At 68.4% G+C, this 16,866-nt stretch carries 13 protein-coding genes and 1 pseudogene; 11 read left to right on the top strand and 3 right to left on the bottom strand.

Annotation, left to right across the window (positions count from 1 at the left end):
- Positions 1 to 63: 63 nt before the first annotated feature.
- On the bottom strand, positions 64 to 999 hold the full coding sequence (gene lhpI, locus PL79_RS32755) for a bifunctional Delta(1)-pyrroline-2-carboxylate/Delta(1)-piperideine-2-carboxylate reductase (protein WP_044843074.1): 936 nt from the start codon (positions 997 to 999) through the stop codon (positions 64 to 66).
- A gap of 261 nt (positions 1,000 to 1,260) precedes the next feature.
- On the opposite strand from lhpI, the gene PL79_RS32750 reads away from it, so the two are divergent.
- From PL79_RS32750 to PL79_RS32720, 7 genes and pseudogenes are all read left to right on the top strand, one after another.
- Positions 1,261 to 1,998 (top strand): FadR/GntR family transcriptional regulator, encoded by a 738-nt coding sequence (locus PL79_RS32750; protein WP_044843075.1) that lies wholly within the window; start codon positions 1,261 to 1,263, stop codon positions 1,996 to 1,998.
- Positions 1,999 to 2,119: 121 nt separating this feature from the next.
- Positions 2,120 to 3,241 (top strand): branched-chain amino acid ABC transporter substrate-binding protein, encoded by a 1,122-nt coding sequence (locus PL79_RS32745; RefSeq protein WP_044843076.1) that lies wholly within the window; start codon positions 2,120 to 2,122, stop codon positions 3,239 to 3,241.
- Between the two features lie 60 nt (positions 3,242 to 3,301).
- Positions 3,302 to 4,309 carry a trans-3-hydroxy-L-proline dehydratase gene (gene lhpH / locus PL79_RS32740; RefSeq protein WP_044843077.1) on the top strand — a complete coding sequence of 336 codons (1,008 nt, stop codon included), beginning with the start codon at positions 3,302 to 3,304 and terminating at the stop codon, positions 4,307 to 4,309.
- 196 nt (positions 4,310 to 4,505) lie between these two features.
- A complete protein-coding gene (locus tag PL79_RS32735) occupies positions 4,506 to 7,046 on the top strand; it encodes a penicillin-binding protein 1A (protein ID WP_193759901.1) in 2,541 nt (846 codons plus the stop codon).
- Between the two features lie 78 nt (positions 7,047 to 7,124).
- A pseudogene (locus PL79_RS32730) lies at positions 7,125 to 8,002 on the top strand (PilZ domain-containing protein).
- Positions 8,003 to 8,297: 295 nt separating this feature from the next.
- Positions 8,298 to 8,627, top strand: coding sequence for a DUF4148 domain-containing protein (locus PL79_RS32725; protein WP_044843080.1), 330 nt, complete (start codon positions 8,298 to 8,300; stop codon positions 8,625 to 8,627).
- A gap of 275 nt (positions 8,628 to 8,902) precedes the next feature.
- Complete coding sequence (locus PL79_RS32720) at positions 8,903 to 9,307, top strand: lysozyme inhibitor LprI family protein (protein ID WP_044843081.1); 405 nt, start codon at positions 8,903 to 8,905, stop codon at positions 9,305 to 9,307.
- A 69-nt stretch (positions 9,308 to 9,376) separates the two neighbouring features.
- Here PL79_RS32720 and PL79_RS32715 read toward each other — a convergent pair whose 3' ends face one another.
- Together PL79_RS32715 and PL79_RS32710 are read right to left on the bottom strand one after the other, a co-directional pair.
- The gene (locus PL79_RS32715) at positions 9,377 to 10,024 is read right to left on the bottom strand and encodes a response regulator (protein ID WP_044843082.1); all 648 of its coding nucleotides are present in this window, start codon (positions 10,022 to 10,024) and stop codon (positions 9,377 to 9,379) included.
- Entirely contained in the window at positions 10,021 to 12,063 is a 2,043-nt protein-coding gene (locus tag PL79_RS32710) for a PAS domain S-box protein (protein ID WP_044843083.1), read from the bottom strand. Before PL79_RS32710 ends, PL79_RS32715 begins: the two co-directional genes overlap by 4 nt.
- Positions 12,064 to 12,453: 390 nt before the next feature.
- Between PL79_RS32710 and PL79_RS32705 the strand changes: the two genes are divergently transcribed.
- The 4 genes from PL79_RS32705 to PL79_RS32690 all read left to right on the top strand — a co-directional run bounded on the left by PL79_RS32705 (position 12,454) and on the right by PL79_RS32690 (position 16,339).
- A complete protein-coding gene (locus tag PL79_RS32705; RefSeq protein ID WP_044843084.1) occupies positions 12,454 to 12,924 on the top strand; it encodes a universal stress protein in 471 nt (156 codons plus the stop codon).
- 350 nt (positions 12,925 to 13,274) lie between these two features.
- Positions 13,275 to 13,781 carry a cupin domain-containing protein gene (locus PL79_RS32700; RefSeq protein WP_044843085.1) on the top strand — a complete coding sequence of 169 codons (507 nt, stop codon included), beginning with the start codon at positions 13,275 to 13,277 and terminating at the stop codon, positions 13,779 to 13,781.
- 188 nt (positions 13,782 to 13,969) lie between these two features.
- The gene (locus tag PL79_RS32695) at positions 13,970 to 14,995 is read left to right on the top strand and encodes a DedA family protein/thiosulfate sulfurtransferase GlpE (RefSeq protein ID WP_044843086.1); all 1,026 of its coding nucleotides are present in this window, start codon (positions 13,970 to 13,972) and stop codon (positions 14,993 to 14,995) included.
- 141 nt (positions 14,996 to 15,136) lie between these two features.
- Entirely contained in the window at positions 15,137 to 16,339 is a 1,203-nt protein-coding gene (locus tag PL79_RS32690) for an MFS transporter (protein WP_044843087.1), read from the top strand.
- Positions 16,340 to 16,866: the final 527 nt, after the last annotated feature.

Below are 16,866 nucleotides of genomic sequence, written 5' to 3'. Positions count from 1 at the left end.
GCCCGAGCCGCGCTGGCTGGCGTGCGTGGTGCAAGGTTGCCGGTCGCCGCCGCCGCCGTCGAATCAGCCGTGCCGGCGCGCGGCCAGCGCGTCGCGTGCCGTGCGGCACGCGGCCAGATCCCATGCGGCGCAGCCGACGGTCTTGAACAGCAGCGGGCCGCTGCGCGCGAAGGCGCCGCGCAGCACGTCGGCGAGCGACGCGACCTGCTGCCAGTCGACCTGCGCGACGATCAGGTCGCCGGCCTCGTGGCGCGCGCCGGCCGGATCGTCGACGACGAGCCGGCTGTGGCGCACGGTATCGGCGTCGATTTCGGCGGCATCCGCGGTGAACGCGCCGACCCCGACCACGAGGCGGCCTTCGCGTGCCGCTTCGCGATAGACGGGCGTGCGGCTCGTCGTCAGCGTGACGACGACATCGATCGCATCGGGAATCGCATCGCCGTCGAGCGGCGCGAGCTGCGGCGCCTGCGCGCGGTGCGCGGCGCAGAACGCGGCCGCGCTGTCGGCGCGCGAGCCGCGCACGTGCAGGCGCGCGTCCGGAAAGATCGCCGCGAGCGCTTCCGCGTGATTGGCTGCCTGCTTGCCGGTGCCGATCAGCAGGATGTCACGCGGCGCGGCGCCGTGCAGCGCCTGGATGCCCAGCGCGGTAACGGCCGCCGTGCGGCGCCCGGTGACCGTCGGGCCGTCGAGCACGAAGCGCAGCTCGCCGGTCGTCGCATCGTATGCGCTCACCTGCCCGAGGATCGTCGGCAGCCCGCGCGCGCCGTTTCCGGGGCACACGTTCACGAGCTTGTGGCTCGCGAGGTCGCGCGCGCTCGACGGCATCGACAGCATCACGCCGCCGGCCTGCAGCGGCACGACCAGGCGTTCGGGACTGACGATCTCGCCCGCCGCGTATTCGGCGACGGTGTGCCTGAGCGTCGCGAGCAGCGCGGGGTAGTCGAGCAGTGCGGCCGTTTCGGCGGCGTCGAAAGAGGGAATCCGGGAGAGGGCGGTCATCGTGTCGGTCGGTTGGGGCGGTGGGCGTGGGAGACGGGCGCATCGCGCGCTCGCCACGGAGGCGGCCGGCTGTCGCGGTGGCAGGCGGTCTGGATCAAATTTATACCAGTTTCCGGCCACCCGGCAAGCCGGAAAAGCCAGCGGACGGCCGATTTTGGTTCTAATATCCGTCCAGATGGGCGTCGCGCGCACCGGCGCCGGTACCGCTCCGGTATAGTGCGACGCATTCCCGATCCCCACCCGACCGGGCAGGAGCCCCAGATGATGTCCGCACGTCCCGAATCGCTCGAAGCCGGTTTCCGGCCGCTGCAGATCTACGAACAGGTCGCCGAAAGGATTCGCGACGAGATTCGCGCGGGGCGCTACGCGGCCGATTCGAGGCTGCCGTCGGAGCGCGAGCTCGCGGCGCTGTTCCAGGTTGGCCGGCCGGCCGTGCGCGAGGCGCTGGGCGCGTTGCAGAACGAAGGGCTGGTGTTCACGAAGCGCAATTCGGGCACCTACGTCGTGCCGGCGCCGCTCGACGTACTCGCGCAGCGCGGCGACCCGCAAGGCGCGCCCGATGCCGACTTCAGCCCGACGTCGACGCTCGACGTGCGGCTCATCCTCGAGCCCGCGATCGCGCGCCTCGCGGCCGCGCACGGTCGCGCCGATCCCGTCGCCGAAGGCTATCTCGCACAGATGGAGACCGTCTCCGACATCGACGATCCGCAGCAGCGCGCGCTGTGGAACGAGAGCGACCGGCTGTTCCACCGGCAGCTCGCGCTGATGACCGGCGACGCGCTGATCGTGAAGATCGCGGACGAAGTCGCGAAGACGATGGACCAGCCGCTATGGAAGCGGCTGAAGGACGACGGCATCTACGACGCGGGCCGGATCCGGCTGTACGTGTCCGAGCACCGGCTGATCTACGAGGCGATCGTGTCCGGTGACGCCGATGCGGCCGCGTTCTATGTCGAGCAGCACATTCTTCGCGTGCGTCGCGACATCACGCCGAAGTAATGCGCGCCACCTCGCTCTGGTCTAAAAAATGACCAGAATCGCAAAAAACTTTTTGAAATTGCTTGCATGGTGACCACATGTGTCCTACATTGGTTTCACACAAAACCAATCAGGAGACACCATGCGACACTTCGTTACCGCGCTCTCGGTGGCCGTTGCCGCCGGCGCGCTGAGCGCCGCGCACGCGCAGGAAGTCGTGATGATCGGCCATTCCGCGCCGCTCACCGGCCCGCAGGCCGCGAACGGCAAGGACAATGAAAACGGCGCGCGCCTCGCCGTCGACGAGCTCAACAAGGCGGGCGTGAAGGTGGCCGGCAAGACGGTCACGTTCAAGCTGGTGTCGGACGACGACCAGGCCGACCCGAAAGCGGGCGTGCAGGTCGCGCAGAACCTGGTCGACAAGGGCGTGGTCGCGGTGCTCGGGCCGTACAACTCGGGCGTCGCCATCCCGGCATCGCGTGTGTACAGCAACGCAGGCGTCCCGATGCTGCCGGTCGCATCGAACCCGGCACTCACGCGGCAGGGCTTCAAGAACATCTTCCGGATCGGCGCGAGCGACGAACAGCTCGGCGGCACGATGGCGACCTTCGCCGCGAAGACGCTGAACGCGAAAACCGCCGCGGTCATCGACGATCGCACCGCGTACGGGCAGGGCGTCGCCGAGCAGTTCATGAACGTCGCGAAGGCGAACGGGATCAAGATCGTCGACCAGGAGTACACGAACTCGTCGGCCACCGATTTCCTCGGCATTCTCACCAAGATCAAGGCCAGCAATCCCGACGTGATCTTCCTCGGCGGCTATGCGGCGCAGGGCGCGCCGATGGCGAAGCAGATGAAGCAGCGCGGCTTGCGCGCGAAGCTGCTCGGCGGCGACGGCATCTGCTCGGCCGACATGGGCAAGGTCGCGGGCGAGGCCGCGTCGATCGTCTATTGCGCGCAGGGCGGCGTCGCGCTCGAGAAGACGCCGGCCGGCCGCGAATTCCTGAAGAAGTACCACGACACCTATCACACGGATACGCAGGTCTACGGCGTCAACTACTACGACGGCATGAAGCTGCTCGCCGACGCGATGGTCAAGGCCGGCACGACCACCGACAAGGCGAAGCTGATCGCGCAACTCGCGAAGTCGAACTATGCGGGCGTCGCGGGCACCTATTCGTTCGACGAACGCGGCGACCTGAAGGGCGCGCCGACCAGCGTCTACGTGATCCGCAACGGGCTGCCCGTACCGTACGCGAAGTAAAACCGCTACCGGAACGACGGCGCCGGTGCGCCGTCGTTCGTCTTCACGCTTTCGATCTTCATGAAAATTTCCCGATCCCTTTCCACCGTCGAAGTCCATACCGGCGGAGAAGCGTTCCGCATCGTCACGAGCGGGTTGCCGCGCCTGCCCGGCGACACGATCGTCCAGCGCCGCGCATGGCTCAAGGAGAACGCGGACGAGATCCGCCGCGCGCTGATGTTCGAGCCGCGCGGCCACGCCGACATGTACGGCGGCTACCTGACCGAGCCGGTGTCGCCGAACGCGGATTTCGGCGTGATCTTCGTGCACAACGAAGGCTACAGCGACCATTGCGGGCACGGCGTGATCGCGCTGTCGACCGCCGCGGTCGAGCTCGGCTGGGTGCAGCGCACGGTGCCCGAGACGCGCGTCGGCATCGACGCGCCATGCGGCTTCATCGAGGCGTTCGTGAAATGGGACGGCGAGCACGCGGGGCCGGTGCGCTTCGTCAACGTGCCGTCGTTCATCTGGCAGCGCGACGTGTCGGTCGACACGCCGTCGTTCGGCACCGTGACCGGCGACATCGCGTATGGCGGCGCGTTCTATTTCTACGTCGACGGCGCGCCGTTCGACCTGCCGGTGCGCGAGGCGGCCGTGGAGAAGCTGATCCGCTTCGGCGCCGAAGTGAAGGCCGCCGCGAACGCGAAATATCCGGTCGTGCATCCGGAGATTCCGGAGATCAACCATATCTACGGCACGATCATCGCGAACGCGCCGCGCCATCCGGGCTCGACGCAGGCAAATTGCTGCGTGTTCGCGGATCGCGAGGTCGACCGCTCGCCGACCGGCTCCGGCACCGGCGGCCGCGTCGCGCAGTTGTACCTGCGCGGCCGGCTCGCGGCCGGCGACACGCTCGTCAACGAGTCGATCGTCGGCACCGTGTTCAAGGGGCGCGCGCTGCGCGAGACGACGGTCGGCGACATCCCGGCCGTGATCCCGGAAGTGGAGGGCAGCGCGCACATCTGCGGATTCGCGAACTGGATCGTCGACGAGCGCGATCCACTGACCTACGGTTTTCTCGTGCGCTGAGCAGAGGCGCACGGCACCGTTGTACCAGGCTTGGCGCGCGGCCCCGTTGCGGGGCGCGCGCCTTTTTTTGTTGTAAAAACGCACGCCCGGACGCCGTTCGCGCAGGCCCGGGACGGCCGCCGGCCGGTGGGCGGCGCGAGTTTTGGTACGATGCAGCCTTTCCAGCAGATCCCCCACCCGCGTGAATCGCCGAAACGTGTCGTCAGTGCGTGACCTCAGTGCCAAATGGGTCGCGCGCGCCCAACCCGTCGCGGCCGCTGCCGCCGTGCTCGTCAAGCGTGTCCTGGCCAGCGCCTGGCACGATCTCCGTCATCCGACGCGCCGCGGCGTGCTGCGCGCGGCTGCCGCCGTGCCCGCGCTGTTCCTGCTGTACGTGCTGGTGCTGATTCCGTTCACGCCGGGCATCGGCGACATCCGCAAGGCGCGCGTCGACCAGCCGGCGCAGGTGCTGTCCGCCGACGGCAAGGTGCTGGCGGAATTCAAGCCGTCGAACCGCGAATGGGTGTCGCTCAAGCAGATCTCGCCGCACATGGTCGACGCGCTGATCGCCACCGAGGACCATCGTTTCTACGAGCATCACGGTCTCGACTGGAAGCGCACGGCGTCGGCCGCGCTCCATACGTTCTCGGGCAGCCGCCAGGGCGGCTCGACGATCACGCAACAGCTCGCGCGCAACCTGTATCCGGACGAGATCGGCCGCGCGCCGACGCTCACGCGCAAGGTGAAGGAGGCGATCACCGCGCTGAAGATCGAGGCCGTCTACAGCAAGGACCAGATCCTCGAGACCTACCTGAACACGGTGCCGTTCCTGTACAACGCGTACGGCGTCGAGATGGCCGCGCGCACCTATTTCGACAAGTCGGCCGACGAGCTCGACGTGCTCGACAGCGCGACGCTCGTCGGGATGCTGAAGGGCAACAGCTACTACAACCCGGTGCTGAATCCCGAGCGCGCGCTGCAGCGGCGCAACACGGTGCTCGGCCAGATGGTGAAGTACGGCAAGCTGTCGCCGGCGCAGTTCGCGCAGTTGCAGCGTCGGCCGCTGCGCATCGACTTCGAGCGCCAGAAGGAGCCGCCGGGGCCCGCGCCGCACTTCGCGCAGCAACTGCGTAAATGGCTGATCGGCTGGGCCGACCGCAACGACTACAACATCTATTCGGACGGGCTGATCGTGCGCACCACGATCGATTCGCGTCTGCAGCAGATGGCGACCCAGGCGCTGACGCTGCAGGCGAACCAGCTGCAGGGCATCGCGAACAATGCGTGGAGCGGCCGCGACGGCTGCGGCACCGACAACGAGGTGTTTCGCACCTTCATGCGCGAGTCGCTCGAATACAAGGCCGCGCAGGACGCCGGCAAGAACGATGCGGCCGCGATGAAGCAGCTCGCCGCCGACCGCGGCTTCATGCGCGCGCTGTGCAAGGCGAAGACCGACGTGCAGGCCGGCTTCGTCGCGATCGATCCGCGCGACGGGCAGATTCGCGCGTGGGTCGGCAGCCGCGACTTCACGAACGAGCCGTTCGATCACGTCGCGCAGGCGCGGCGTCAGCCGGGCTCGACCTTCAAGCCGTTCGTCTATGGCGTCGCGTTCGCGAACGGGATGAAGCCGGACGACACCTTCATCGACCAGGCGGTCGAGATTCCGCTGAAGGGCGGCGAGATCTGGCGGCCGAGCGACGACGCGCCGCCGACGGGCAAGCCGATGACGCTGCGCGACGCGGTCGCGCTGTCGCGCAACCGGATCACCGCGCAGGTGATGGAGAAGGTCGGTCCGGCGGCCGTGGCGCGGTTCGCGCGCGACATGGGCGTGCGCGAAAGCCCGCTCGAGCGCGTGCCGTCGCTTGCGCTCGGCACGAGCCCCGTGACGCTGAAGGAGATGGTCGCGTCGTACGCGACGATCGCGAACGGCGGTCTGTACGTCGAGCCGCAAATGGTGACGCGCATCGAGAACCGCCGGGGCGAGGTGCTCGCCGAATACGCGCCGGCGCCGCCCGAGCGCGCGCTCGACGCCGAAACCGACAAGACGCTGCTCGACGTGATGCGCGGCGTCGTGACCCGCGGCACCGGTAGCAGCATCCGTACGCGCTTCGGCATTCGCGGCGACGTGGCCGGCAAGACCGGCACCACGCAGGACAACGCGGACGGCTGGTTCATCCTGATGCAGCCCGGGCTGGTGGCCGGCGCGTGGGTCGGTTTCGACGACGGCCGCGTGACGCTGCGCAGCGACTACTGGGGGCAAGGCGCGCACAGCGCGCTGCCGATCGTCGGCGACTTCTTCCAGCGCGCGCAACGCGCCCGGATCGTCGACACGAAGCTGAAATTCGACACCGAACCGTCGCCCGGCTGGTTCGCGTCGGTGCGCGAACGGGTGACGGATCTGGTCGACGGCTGGTTCGGGCCCGAGCCGAAGCAGGCGGCGGCGCCCGTCAGGACGCAGCGTATCGAGCGCGAGCCGGAGGCGGACGCAGCCGCGGCGTCGGCCGCATCCAGTGCGTCGGCGCCCGAGGCGGCATCCGGCGGCATCGTCGAGGAATGGGTGCCCGCGTCCGAGGTGGCGGCATCGGCCGCTGCGTTGTCGGCGTCGCAACCGCCGGTCGCGCAGCCGCCGGCGGCGGGCGGCAATGCGACGAGCCCGGGCAACGCCGGGGGCGGCCTCGGCTCCGCCCCGGCCGTCGCGCCTTCCGCTACGCCGGCGCCGACACCGGCTTCACCCGACGCGACCAGCGGTTCGGAGTAACGAGCCGTTCAGATTTCGCGCGAGGCTGCCGTAATAACGTTGTCACGACAGCTCGCGCGGTCGCTCCGCGCCTTTCCGATGCGGCTCATCACCGATCACGTCGCGCTCGCGCGCGACGACATCTCCGCCGGCGTCCCGCTCGGCTTCGATCTCTACGATGCCGGCGGCGCCGCGCTGCTGCCCGCCGGCACGACGCTGCGCGATCCCGCGCAGCATGACTTCCTGTTCGATCACTTCCGGCCGGTGCGCCGGCGCGATGACGCCGAGCCTGCCGCGCCGGCGCACGACACCGTGCCGGCCGCCACGCGCATGGGGCTGTCGGCCGGCGCCGCGATCGGCATACGGCGGCGGGTCGGCGCGACCCGCGTGCTGCAGCGCTGCCGGTTGATCGGGGTCGGCGCATCGGGCGCGCTGTTCGTCGAGCCGCAGCCGGCGGTCGTGCTCGAGTTCGCCCGCGGCGACGACGTCGAGGCGGTCGCGATCGGCCGGTCGGCCGTGTCGCGCTTCGGTGCGACCGTCGAAGCGGTGCAGGCAGCGGGCGCCGCGCCGTTCATGGTGCTGTCGCCGCCGGGCTTTGTCGACCGGTTGCGCACGCGCGCGGAGCCGCGCGTGCCGGTACGGATCGCGGCCCGCTGCACGGCGGGGCCGCGCAGGCCGACGGCATCGGGATCGTGCGCGATCTCAGCCTGAACGGACTTGTCGATCGCGCTCGGACCGGCCGCTCGCGGCGGCCGGCGAGCCGTTGCGCGTGCAGTTGCCGTATGCGGACGAGGACCGTGGTCGCGCTGCTGACGCTCGACGGGACGGTGCGTGCGGTGCATGCCGATCCGGCCGGGTCGGGCTGGACGCTTCACCACGCGGCGTTCGACGAAGTCGCTGCCGCCGACCGGATGCGCCTCAAGGCGCTGCTGTTCGACCTGTCGTCGGGGGCGGTGGAGGCGGAGCAGGTCCGCTGATGTGTCGAACGGGGAAGCAGGGCAAACGTGGCAACCTCTGGGCGGTCGTCCACGGCCCGGTGAATCGATCCGCACCGCGCGAGCCGGGCGAGCGCGCGCAGAGCCTATTGGCTGCGGATGCGGCCATAATCATCTGATGATTCGATCGAATGCTCGGCAATTGTACGGTTTCGGTCAACAGTGAATTTGCGATTTAAGTATTTACCCTGATAGCCGTGCCGCCTAGACTTTCACCCATGCGCAACGACTACCCGGTCCGAAGCGCCTGACAAGACAAATCTGGAGGTAACGCATCATGAAATCGCTGATCAAGGCAGTTGCACTGGCCGCTCTGGTGGCCGCACCGGTCGTCTCGTTCGCTCAATCGAACCAGCAGCCGCTGACGCGCGCGCAAGTGCGTGCCGAACTGGCCCAGCTGGAAAAGGCCGGCTACAACCCGAACGACTGGATCAACTATCCGGAAAACATCCAGGCCGCACAGGCGAAGATCGCGGCAGCCCAGAACACCGGTGCGCAGGCTGATGCAACGGGCTACGGCGCGAACCCGGCGGCGACGTCGGAGTCGGGCCAGCGCGTGACCGTGCCGGCCGCAGCCGATCGTTCGTCGGTGTACTTCGGTCACTGAGCAAGCCGTTCACCGCGCGGCCTCCGGGCCGCCGGCAAAGCCGTATCGAAAAGCCTGCACTCATGTCGAGTGCGGGCTTTTTTGCGTGCGCGGCCAAGCGTGGCGCCGGCTGACAATCCGCCGCGCGTGCGCTAGCATCCCGGTCGGCATCGCCACGCTACCGTAGCCGCAGCGAATGGGGCAGCGCCGGCCGGCCTGCGACGCCGCGCGCCGAGGCGCGGCGACAGGCCCGGCATCACGTTCCACGACTTCAACGAAAACAAACAGGAGCATCCATGCGTGTCTTGACCGGTCTGCTGTGCGCGCTGGCGCTGACGGCGAACCTTGCCCACGCACAGGCAAATTGCGCGGACGCGACGGATCAGGCGGCGATGACGGCATGTGCCGATCGCGCGTACAAGAAATCCGACGCGGAGCTGAACCGCACCTACCAGGCCGTCACCGCGCGCCTGCGCGATGCGAAGCCGCTCGCAGAGAAACTCGTGAACGCGCAGCGCGCGTGGATCGCCTACCGCGATGCCGAATGCAACTTCTCCAGCGCGAATGCCGAAGGCGGCAGCGCCTATCCGATGGTCGTGTCGACCTGCCTCGACGATCTGACCAGGACCCGCACCGAGACGCTGAAGAGCTATCTGTCCTGCGAGGAAGGCGATCTCGCGTGCCCGGTGCCGGCGAAGTAACGGCTGCGCGACGTCCGGCCAGCTCGCAGCCCGCGTCGCGCGGCCGGCATGGTTCGCCGGCCCGTTCGCCTAGACGTCGTCCGTTTCGTCGAGCAGCTTGTGCCGCAGCGCGTAGCGGACCAGCGCCGCTTCGTGCGGCATCTGCATCTTTTCCAGGATCCGGGTCTTGTAGGTGCTGACCGTCTTCGCGCTGACGCACAGCGCCTGCGCGATCTCGGTCAGCGTCTGCCCGGCGGCGATGCGGCGGAACACGTCGAACTCGCGATCGGACAGCCGCTGGTGCGGCAGCGTCTCGGCCGGCTCGTTCAGGCTCTGCGCGAACTGTTCGGCCATCGCGAGGCTCACGTAGACGCCGCCCGACGCCACCTTGGTCACCGCGCCGACCAGTTCGGCGCTCGCGCTTTCCTTGGTCAGATAACCCGACGCACCGGCGCGGAACGCACGCACCGCGTATTGCTGTTCCGCATGCATGGTCAGCACGAGCACGCGCAGCGCGGGCTTCTCGTCCTTGATCTGCTTGATCAGTTCGACGCCGTTGCGGCCCGGCATCGACAGGTCGAGCACCAGCACCTGCGCAGGCATCGACCGGATGAGCGCGATCGTCGACGCTCCGTCGCATGCTTCGCCGGCTACTTCGAATCCGGTGGCGTTCTGGAGGATGTGCCGCAGACCGTCGCGCACGAGCGTATGGTCGTCGGCGATGAGCACCTTGATCATGTGAGGGTGGTTTCCTGTTGTACGGAACCGAGCGGGAATGCGACGGTGATCGAGAAGCCGCGCGCGAGCGCGGTGTCGATCGTCACGCTGCCGCCCAGCATGTGTGCGCGTTCGCGAATGCCGATCAGGCCGAAAGATTTGTCCTCATGTGCGGTGCCGACCGGTGCCGCGCCGCGGCCGTTGTCCGCGACGCGCAGCACGCAGAAGCCTTCCTCGATGTCGAGGCGCAGCGCGACGCGCGTCGCGTCCGCATGGCGCGCGACGTTCGTCAGCGCTTCCTGGACGATCCGGAACAGCGTGGTCGCCCCCGCGCTGGTGAACGTGAGGCCGCCCGTCTCGATGTGGCGCTCGACGTCGATGCCGTAGCGGTTCGTGAAGTCGTTCGCGAGCCACTCGATCGCCGGCACGAGGCCGAGATCGTCGAGCATCACCGGGCGCAGGTCGGCCGCGATGCGCCGCACCGACGCGACGGTCGCGTCGATCAGCCGGCGCATGCCCTGCAGGTGCGACAGCACGCCGACTTCGGGTTGCGCATGGCCCGGCGTGCGCAGTTGCTGCTCGATGACCGACAGGTCCATCTTCAGCGCGGTGAGTTGCTGGCCGAGGTCGTCGTGCAGTTCGCGCGCGATGCGGGTTTTTTCCTCTTCGCGCACGTTCTGCAGGTTCGCCGAGAGTTCGCGCAGTTCCTGGCGCGACTGCTTCAGCGCATTCTCGGCGCGCTGCCGCTCGGTGATGTCGCGCAGCATCACCGTATAGAGCTTGCCCGACGCATCGCGGATCTGCGAGATCGACGCCTCGAGCGGGAACTCCTCGCCGTTGCCGCGCAGCCCGAACAGCACACGCTGGCGGCCCATCTGCCGCTCGGACACGCCCGTCACGCCGAACTGGTCGACGTGCTTCGCATGCGCGGCACGAAACCGCTCGGGGATGAAGCGCGACAGCGGCGCGCCGATCGCTTCCATCGCCGACACGCCGAAGACCTGTTCGGCCATCGGGTTGAAGATCACCACCGTCTGCTTCTCGTCGATCGTGATGATCGCTTCCATCGACGAACGGATGATGCCCATCATCCGCGCCTCGTTCAGGATGCCGCGGCTGCTGGCGCCCGTATCGGCGTGGCCGGCGCGGCCGCGCAGCAGCGCATGGACGAGCGCCGCGAACGCGAACGACGCGATCAGCCCCGCGGCGAGCACCGTGCCGGCCGCGCGCTGCGCGCCGGTCGCGCTCGGGCGGCCGTCCGCGGAATAGGCGAGCTTCAGCACGGTTCCGCCGAAATTCAGCTGGTCGGTGCGCCGCATCAGGTCGGGCGACGCGGAGGCTTCGTCGGTCGTCGTCTCGGCGCTCGCGATCGGGTGCGGATCGTCGCCCGCGCTCATTCGCAGGTCGAGCCCGCGTTCCGCGTCGAGCGCGCGCTCGACCAGGCGATTCGGGCTCACTTCCGCGAACAGCACGCCGTCGGCGCCGGCGTCATGGGCGACGGCCGTGCGCGACGAAGCCGTCGCGGGGACGAACAGCGTGAGGGTGCGCGCATCGCGGGACGTATCGTTGTCGGCCGGATGGATGCCGAGTGCGATATCGCCGGTCCGTAGCGCGTGCGCCAGCGGAGCCTGGTCCGGCGCGCTGAAGCGCACGCCGGCCGAGCTCGATGCCGGCGCAACGAGCGTGGCCACCGCGAGCGGGCCTGCCGGCATCGGCGCGTGGCCGGCGAGGGCGCCGCGCGTCGCGGTCGACAGCGGCGCATAGCCAAGCTGCCGGATCGGCGAACGCCCGCTGTCGAGATCGAGCGTGTCGGCATACCGGCGCCATTGCTCGGCGGTGATCTGCGGCGCAAGCGCGAATGCGCCGCGCGCGCTTTCGAGCACGGCGACGCTGCCTTGCAGCTCGTGGCGCAGCATCGCCGTCACGTGCGTCGTGCGGCGTTCGAAGCGCGTATGGACGGCGCCTTGCCACTGCTCGCGCACGAGCAGCGCGACGCCGAGCGACAGCGCCGCGCCGGCGAACAGCGTAACGACGCCAGCCGCGAGCGGCTGGCGTAACATGATCTGGAAACGCGCGGGCCCTCGGGCGTCACGCGACGGGGTTCCACTGGCGGTGGTCATTCGATGGCCATTCTGGTGTCGGGGCCGCCCGTGGCACGCGGGCAGCGCGGCAAAACCGGGAAAAACCGGGAAAAACTCGCACCGGCCGCGTGCGACGTCTATTTTCAAGATGAAATTGTGCGCGTTTTACGCGTTTTTTGTAATAGGGTCAGCTAAAAATGAGATAGCCGGGCGGTGTAGCGGGCGTCCCGGCCGCATTTGACGCGCGTCAACGGGCGCGTCGGCACGTGGGGCAGACTGTTCGGCAGGCGAGCCGGCATCGGGCCGGCTTGCGGTGACGGGGACGCCGTTTGCGCGATGCGCGACGGGTGCCCGGTCGGAGGGTGGACCATGTACAAGCGGATTTTCGTCGGGCTCGATGGCAGCCCGAGTGCGCGTCTCGCGCTGAACGAGGCAATCCGGATTGCGGCGGCATCCGGCGGTGAGGTCACGTGCGCGTATGTCGTCGAGCACCGGCCGCAGCTCGTCGACGTCGATGCGGGTTTTGCGGCCGAACGCGACGGCGACGCGGCGGCAACCGCTGCGGCGACGCCCGTGCTCGACGACGCGAAAGCGGCGCTCGCGCAGCGGCAAGTGGCGGGCACCGTGCGCGCGATCGACGCGTACGGCGAGGATATCGCCGCGGTGCTGATGCGCACGGCGGCCGAGGTCGGCGCGGATCTGATCGTGATGGGGACGAGCGGGCGCCACGGCCTGCGCCGACTGCTGCTCGGCAGTGTCGCGGAATCGCTGCTGCGCGCGGCCGACCGGCCCGTGCTGCTGGTGCGGCACGACGAGCCGGCCGCGGCGGCGACCGCGTGACGGGGCGGTACGGCACCGACGCGTGAGCGGCGGCGGGCAGGGGCTGCCGCGCGGACGCCGGCGTGATGGCGGGCTCGAGGGTTCGTCCGTTGCATCGATCGCCATGCCGCACATACGCTGCGCCGCAATGGCGGTGTCACGTCGCGCCGGTTGCATCGTGGCCCGCACTTCTGGCAGCATCGGCCGGCGTTCGCTTCATCGTCGCGCGCCGCGTTCCGCGCGCGACCCGGTCGCCGCGTGCATGGCCGCGGCGATCGACGCAGCGGCACGCGACGTCGGCCGATCGCATCGTCGATCGGACGGGCCGTGCGTCGCGTGTCCGGTTCACTCCTTCACCGACGTCATCCGCCATGCCGATCTCCGCCGCCGACCTGATTCAACAGTTCGATCTGCAACCGCACCCCGAGGGCGGCTATTTCCGCGAATCCTACCGCGCGGCCGATACGGTCGTGCGTCCGGCCGACGGCGCGTCGCGTGCGGCGTCGACCGCGATCTACTACCTGTTGTGCGACGGCGCGTATTCGTCGTGGCACCGGATCCGTTCCGACGAGGTCTGGCATTTCTACGCGGGCGATCCGCTCGAAGTATGGGTGCTCGACGAGCGCGACGGCCTGACGATCCACCGGCTCGGCAACCCGCTCACGCACCCGGGCACCGTATTCCAGGCGGTCGTGCCGGCCGGGCGCTGGTTCGGCGCGCGCTGCGCGTCGCCGGAGCACGTCGCGCTCGTCGGCTGCACGGTCGCGCCGGGGTTCGAGTTTGCGGAATTCGAACTCGCGGACGCGACGGCGCTGGCCGCCGCATTCCCCGAGTATGCGGAATACGTCGCGGGGCTCGCGCAGCGCTCCGACGCATGAGTGTGCCGGCGGCCATGCCGGCCGCACCGAGCCGCCTTCGACGGCAGCCGTTCCGCGCGGCCGCGGCCAAACCCGTTTAGAATGCACGGTGGTGCAGGATCGGCCGCGGACGTGCCGCGGCGATCGCTGCTTGCCGTATCGACGGCCGCCCCCGTCGCACGGTCCGCATGTCTTCCAGGAGCGCCGCCGTGTGGCACTTTCCCATCGCGATTCCCTCGTCGCTCGGTCCGTGGGCCGTGTTCGCGAGCGTACTGATCACGCAGCTCGGCGTGCCGGTGCCGGCCGTGCCGATGCTGATCCTCGGCGGTACGATGGCGGCGATGGGGCAGGCGTCCTGGGCGAGCATGTTCGTGGCGGCGATCGGCGCGGCGATGCTCGCCGATTCGCTGTGGTTCTTCATGGGCCGCACGCGCGGCCGGCGCTTGCTGAACGGGCTCGTGCGATTCTCGCTGTCGCTCGACACGACGCTGCGCTTCGCGCGTAACGTATTCGAAAGATACGGCGCGCCGCTGCTCGTCCTCTCCAAATTCCTGCCGGGCCTCGGCCTCGTGTCGGCGCCGCTGCTCGGCACGACCGCGATCGGCGTCGGCGTGTTCCTGTTCTGGGATCTGGCCGGCGCGTCGCTGTGGGCCGCGTTCTGGCTCGTCGGCGGCGCGGCCGTGCACGACCAGATCGTCCAGTTCGTGCTGTGGGTGCGCGCGAGCGGCGGCACGATCCTCGACGCGTTCCTCGCGATCTTCATCACGTTCCTGCTGTACCGCTGGGTGCGCCGCTTGCAGTTCCGCCGCTACCTCGCGCAGGTGCGCATCTCCCCGCCGCAACTCGTCGAGATGATGACGTCGAACGAGCCGCCACTGATCTTCGATGCGCGGCCGCGCGCGATTCGCGAACGCGAGCCGTACCGGATTGCCGGTGCGGTGCCGGTCGATCTCGATTCGCCGGACCTGCTGGATCCGGAGCTGCTGAAGCGGCCGATCGTCGTGTATTGCGTGTGCCCGAACGAGGCGACCGCGAAGCGCCTGATCGCGAAGATGCAGCGCAAGAAGATGCTGCACAACATCAAGGCGCTGAAGGGCGGCCTCGACGCGTGGGAGAAGCACGGCTATCCGGTCGAGCCGCTGCCGGCCGATCTCGATTCATCGAGGTACTTCGTGCGGCCGGAACATGCGGCGCTCGCAGGCGAATATACGGTGCGCGCGACGTTGTCGAAGTGAGTCGTGCGCGGGATTCCGTTCATGACGGAAAGTGTCCGAAGCGTGCACCCAATTCGTGTGTGGTCCCGAACAGCCCAAGCGGATCAGTCCCTTTGCCAACACGTCGTTAAGGTGGAATAAATCTGGAGGGGCATACGCGGGATGCGCGTCGATCAGCCGGCCTTTCTGGGTTCTTTCTTTTTGTCGCGGCTCGCAGACCAGATGCTGCTCTTTCTGGTGCCGCTCGTCGTCTTTCAGGTCACTCGGAAAGCGACGTGGTCCGGGCTCGCCTTTTTCGTCGAGGCGTTCCCGCGATTCATCGCCTTTCCGGTCTGTGGCGCACTGAGCGACCGTGTGTCACCGATCCGCGTGCTGCGAGCGAGCCAGACCAGCCGGGCCGTCGCTTGCGTGATCGGCATCGCCGGCTATGTCGCCTGGAGCGGAATCGGATGGCTGATCGCATTGTCCGCCGTATGCGGCGCACTCACGAGCCAAGGTCTCGTCGCTCGTGAGGTGTTGCTGCCGCAGATCTTTCCGCAGCAGCGCTTCGAAAAAGTGTTGTCCTATACGCAGCTCGCCGATCAGTTGGGCGTCGTGCTTGGACCGATGGTCGCGGCGGCGCTGCTTGGGTATCGCGACTGGGAGTGGGCTGTCGCTTCCGCGGCGCTGCTGTTCGTCTCGGCGGATTTGCTGGCATTCGTATGGCAACGGACCAGCACGGCACGCGTTGCGCCTCCGGAACGCTCGGTGGGGCCGTGGTATGCACCGTTCGGTGTGGCGCTGAAGCATGTCGTCACGCTGCCGGGGCTGTTGCGGCTGATCCTGCTCGCAGCGGCGGAAAACCTCGTGATCGGGACGACACTTGCGACGTCGGCTGCGATGGTCACCGGTGCGTTTCGGCAGTCCGGCGGTTTCTATGCCGGACTGCAGGTCACGGGTGCCGTCGCGACAGTCGCGATCCTGCTGTTCGTCGCGCGTATCGAGGTGGCGCGCGAGCGGCTCGGCATCGTCGCATTCGTCGCGATCGCGGCGGGCGGCCTCGCGATGGGCATGGCCGGTTCGATTGCGATGTACGTCGCCGGTTTCCTTTTGGTCATCGGTTTCGACAAGATGTTCAACGTGTACATACGCAGCGCCCGGCAGGCCATCATTCCCCCTCGGGACTATGGCAAGACGACGGGCGTCATCGTCCTGCTGAATAACGCGACGCAGCCGCTTGCCGGGCTGCTTGTGGGGCTCTTCTCCGGTCACGGGCGCGTTGCGCTCGTCGTGACGCTGACCTCGATCGGCATGGGAATACTCGGTGGCGCGGTCATTGCCGTTGGCGCCGGCCGGCCGCGATCGACGGCGCGCGTTTCGGACTGACGCGGCGGTACCGCAAGGAATACGGCGCTGGCGACGCGAAACCGGTGTTCGGCGTGGTGCGAGATGAAGTCGCTGCATTCCCGGACGTGATCGTGACCGGGGCGGGGCAGGCGCTCGAACCCGGATGCGGGGCGATCGTAATCTCGCTGCATCGACCGGATCGAGCCTGACGGGTGTCGACAGGGTCGACAGGGTCGACAGTCCGGCCGTTATCGAAGTAAATCGTGCGCGGGATGCCGCGCACGTGCCGATTTCGCCTCCGATTTCACGCTTCCCGTTTCCGGGAAAATCGGCTGGCGCGAAACCTCCGATTATTCTTATAATCCCGCCTGCATATTGCGTGCGCTTGATTGCGCACATTCGACGCGCGTTCGTTCGCGCCGAAAGCGATTGATCCCGTTGCCGCCCGCCACGCGCACAGCCGTGTCGCGCGGGCCGCACGGGCGTATTCCGTGAAAGGCCCGATCCGTTTTTCCGGATTGTTCCGGAAAATGCCGATAATCAACGGTAATTCCAATCGGAGTGAC

Source organism: Burkholderia sp. USMB20 (assembly GCF_000949135.2).
Taxonomy (GTDB): domain Bacteria; phylum Pseudomonadota; class Gammaproteobacteria; order Burkholderiales; family Burkholderiaceae; genus Burkholderia.
The sequence above is the reverse complement of the archived record's forward strand: the minus strand, read 5'-3'. Positions and strand labels throughout refer to the sequence as shown.

Coding starts and splice junctions, on each gene's coding strand:
- PL79_RS32710 (WP_044843083.1), bottom strand. CDS start 12,063: ATGTTACGCCAGCCGCTCGCGGCTGGCGTCGTTACGCTGTTCGCCGGC.
- PL79_RS32725 (WP_044843080.1), top strand. CDS start 8,298: ATGAAATCGCTGATCAAGGCAGTTGCACTGGCCGCTCTGGTGGCCGCA.
- lhpH (WP_044843077.1), top strand. CDS start 3,302: ATGAAAATTTCCCGATCCCTTTCCACCGTCGAAGTCCATACCGGCGGA.
- PL79_RS32705 (WP_044843084.1), top strand. CDS start 12,454: ATGTACAAGCGGATTTTCGTCGGGCTCGATGGCAGCCCGAGTGCGCGT.
- PL79_RS32750 (WP_044843075.1), top strand. CDS start 1,261: ATGATGTCCGCACGTCCCGAATCGCTCGAAGCCGGTTTCCGGCCGCTG.
- PL79_RS32745 (WP_044843076.1), top strand. CDS start 2,120: ATGCGACACTTCGTTACCGCGCTCTCGGTGGCCGTTGCCGCCGGCGCG.
- lhpI (WP_044843074.1), bottom strand. CDS start 999: ATGACCGCCCTCTCCCGGATTCCCTCTTTCGACGCCGCCGAAACGGCC.
- PL79_RS32700 (WP_044843085.1), top strand. CDS start 13,275: ATGCCGATCTCCGCCGCCGACCTGATTCAACAGTTCGATCTGCAACCG.
- PL79_RS32715 (WP_044843082.1), bottom strand. CDS start 10,024: ATGATCAAGGTGCTCATCGCCGACGACCATACGCTCGTGCGCGACGGT.
- PL79_RS32720 (WP_044843081.1), top strand. CDS start 8,903: ATGCGTGTCTTGACCGGTCTGCTGTGCGCGCTGGCGCTGACGGCGAAC.
- PL79_RS32690 (WP_044843087.1), top strand. CDS start 15,137: ATGCGCGTCGATCAGCCGGCCTTTCTGGGTTCTTTCTTTTTGTCGCGG.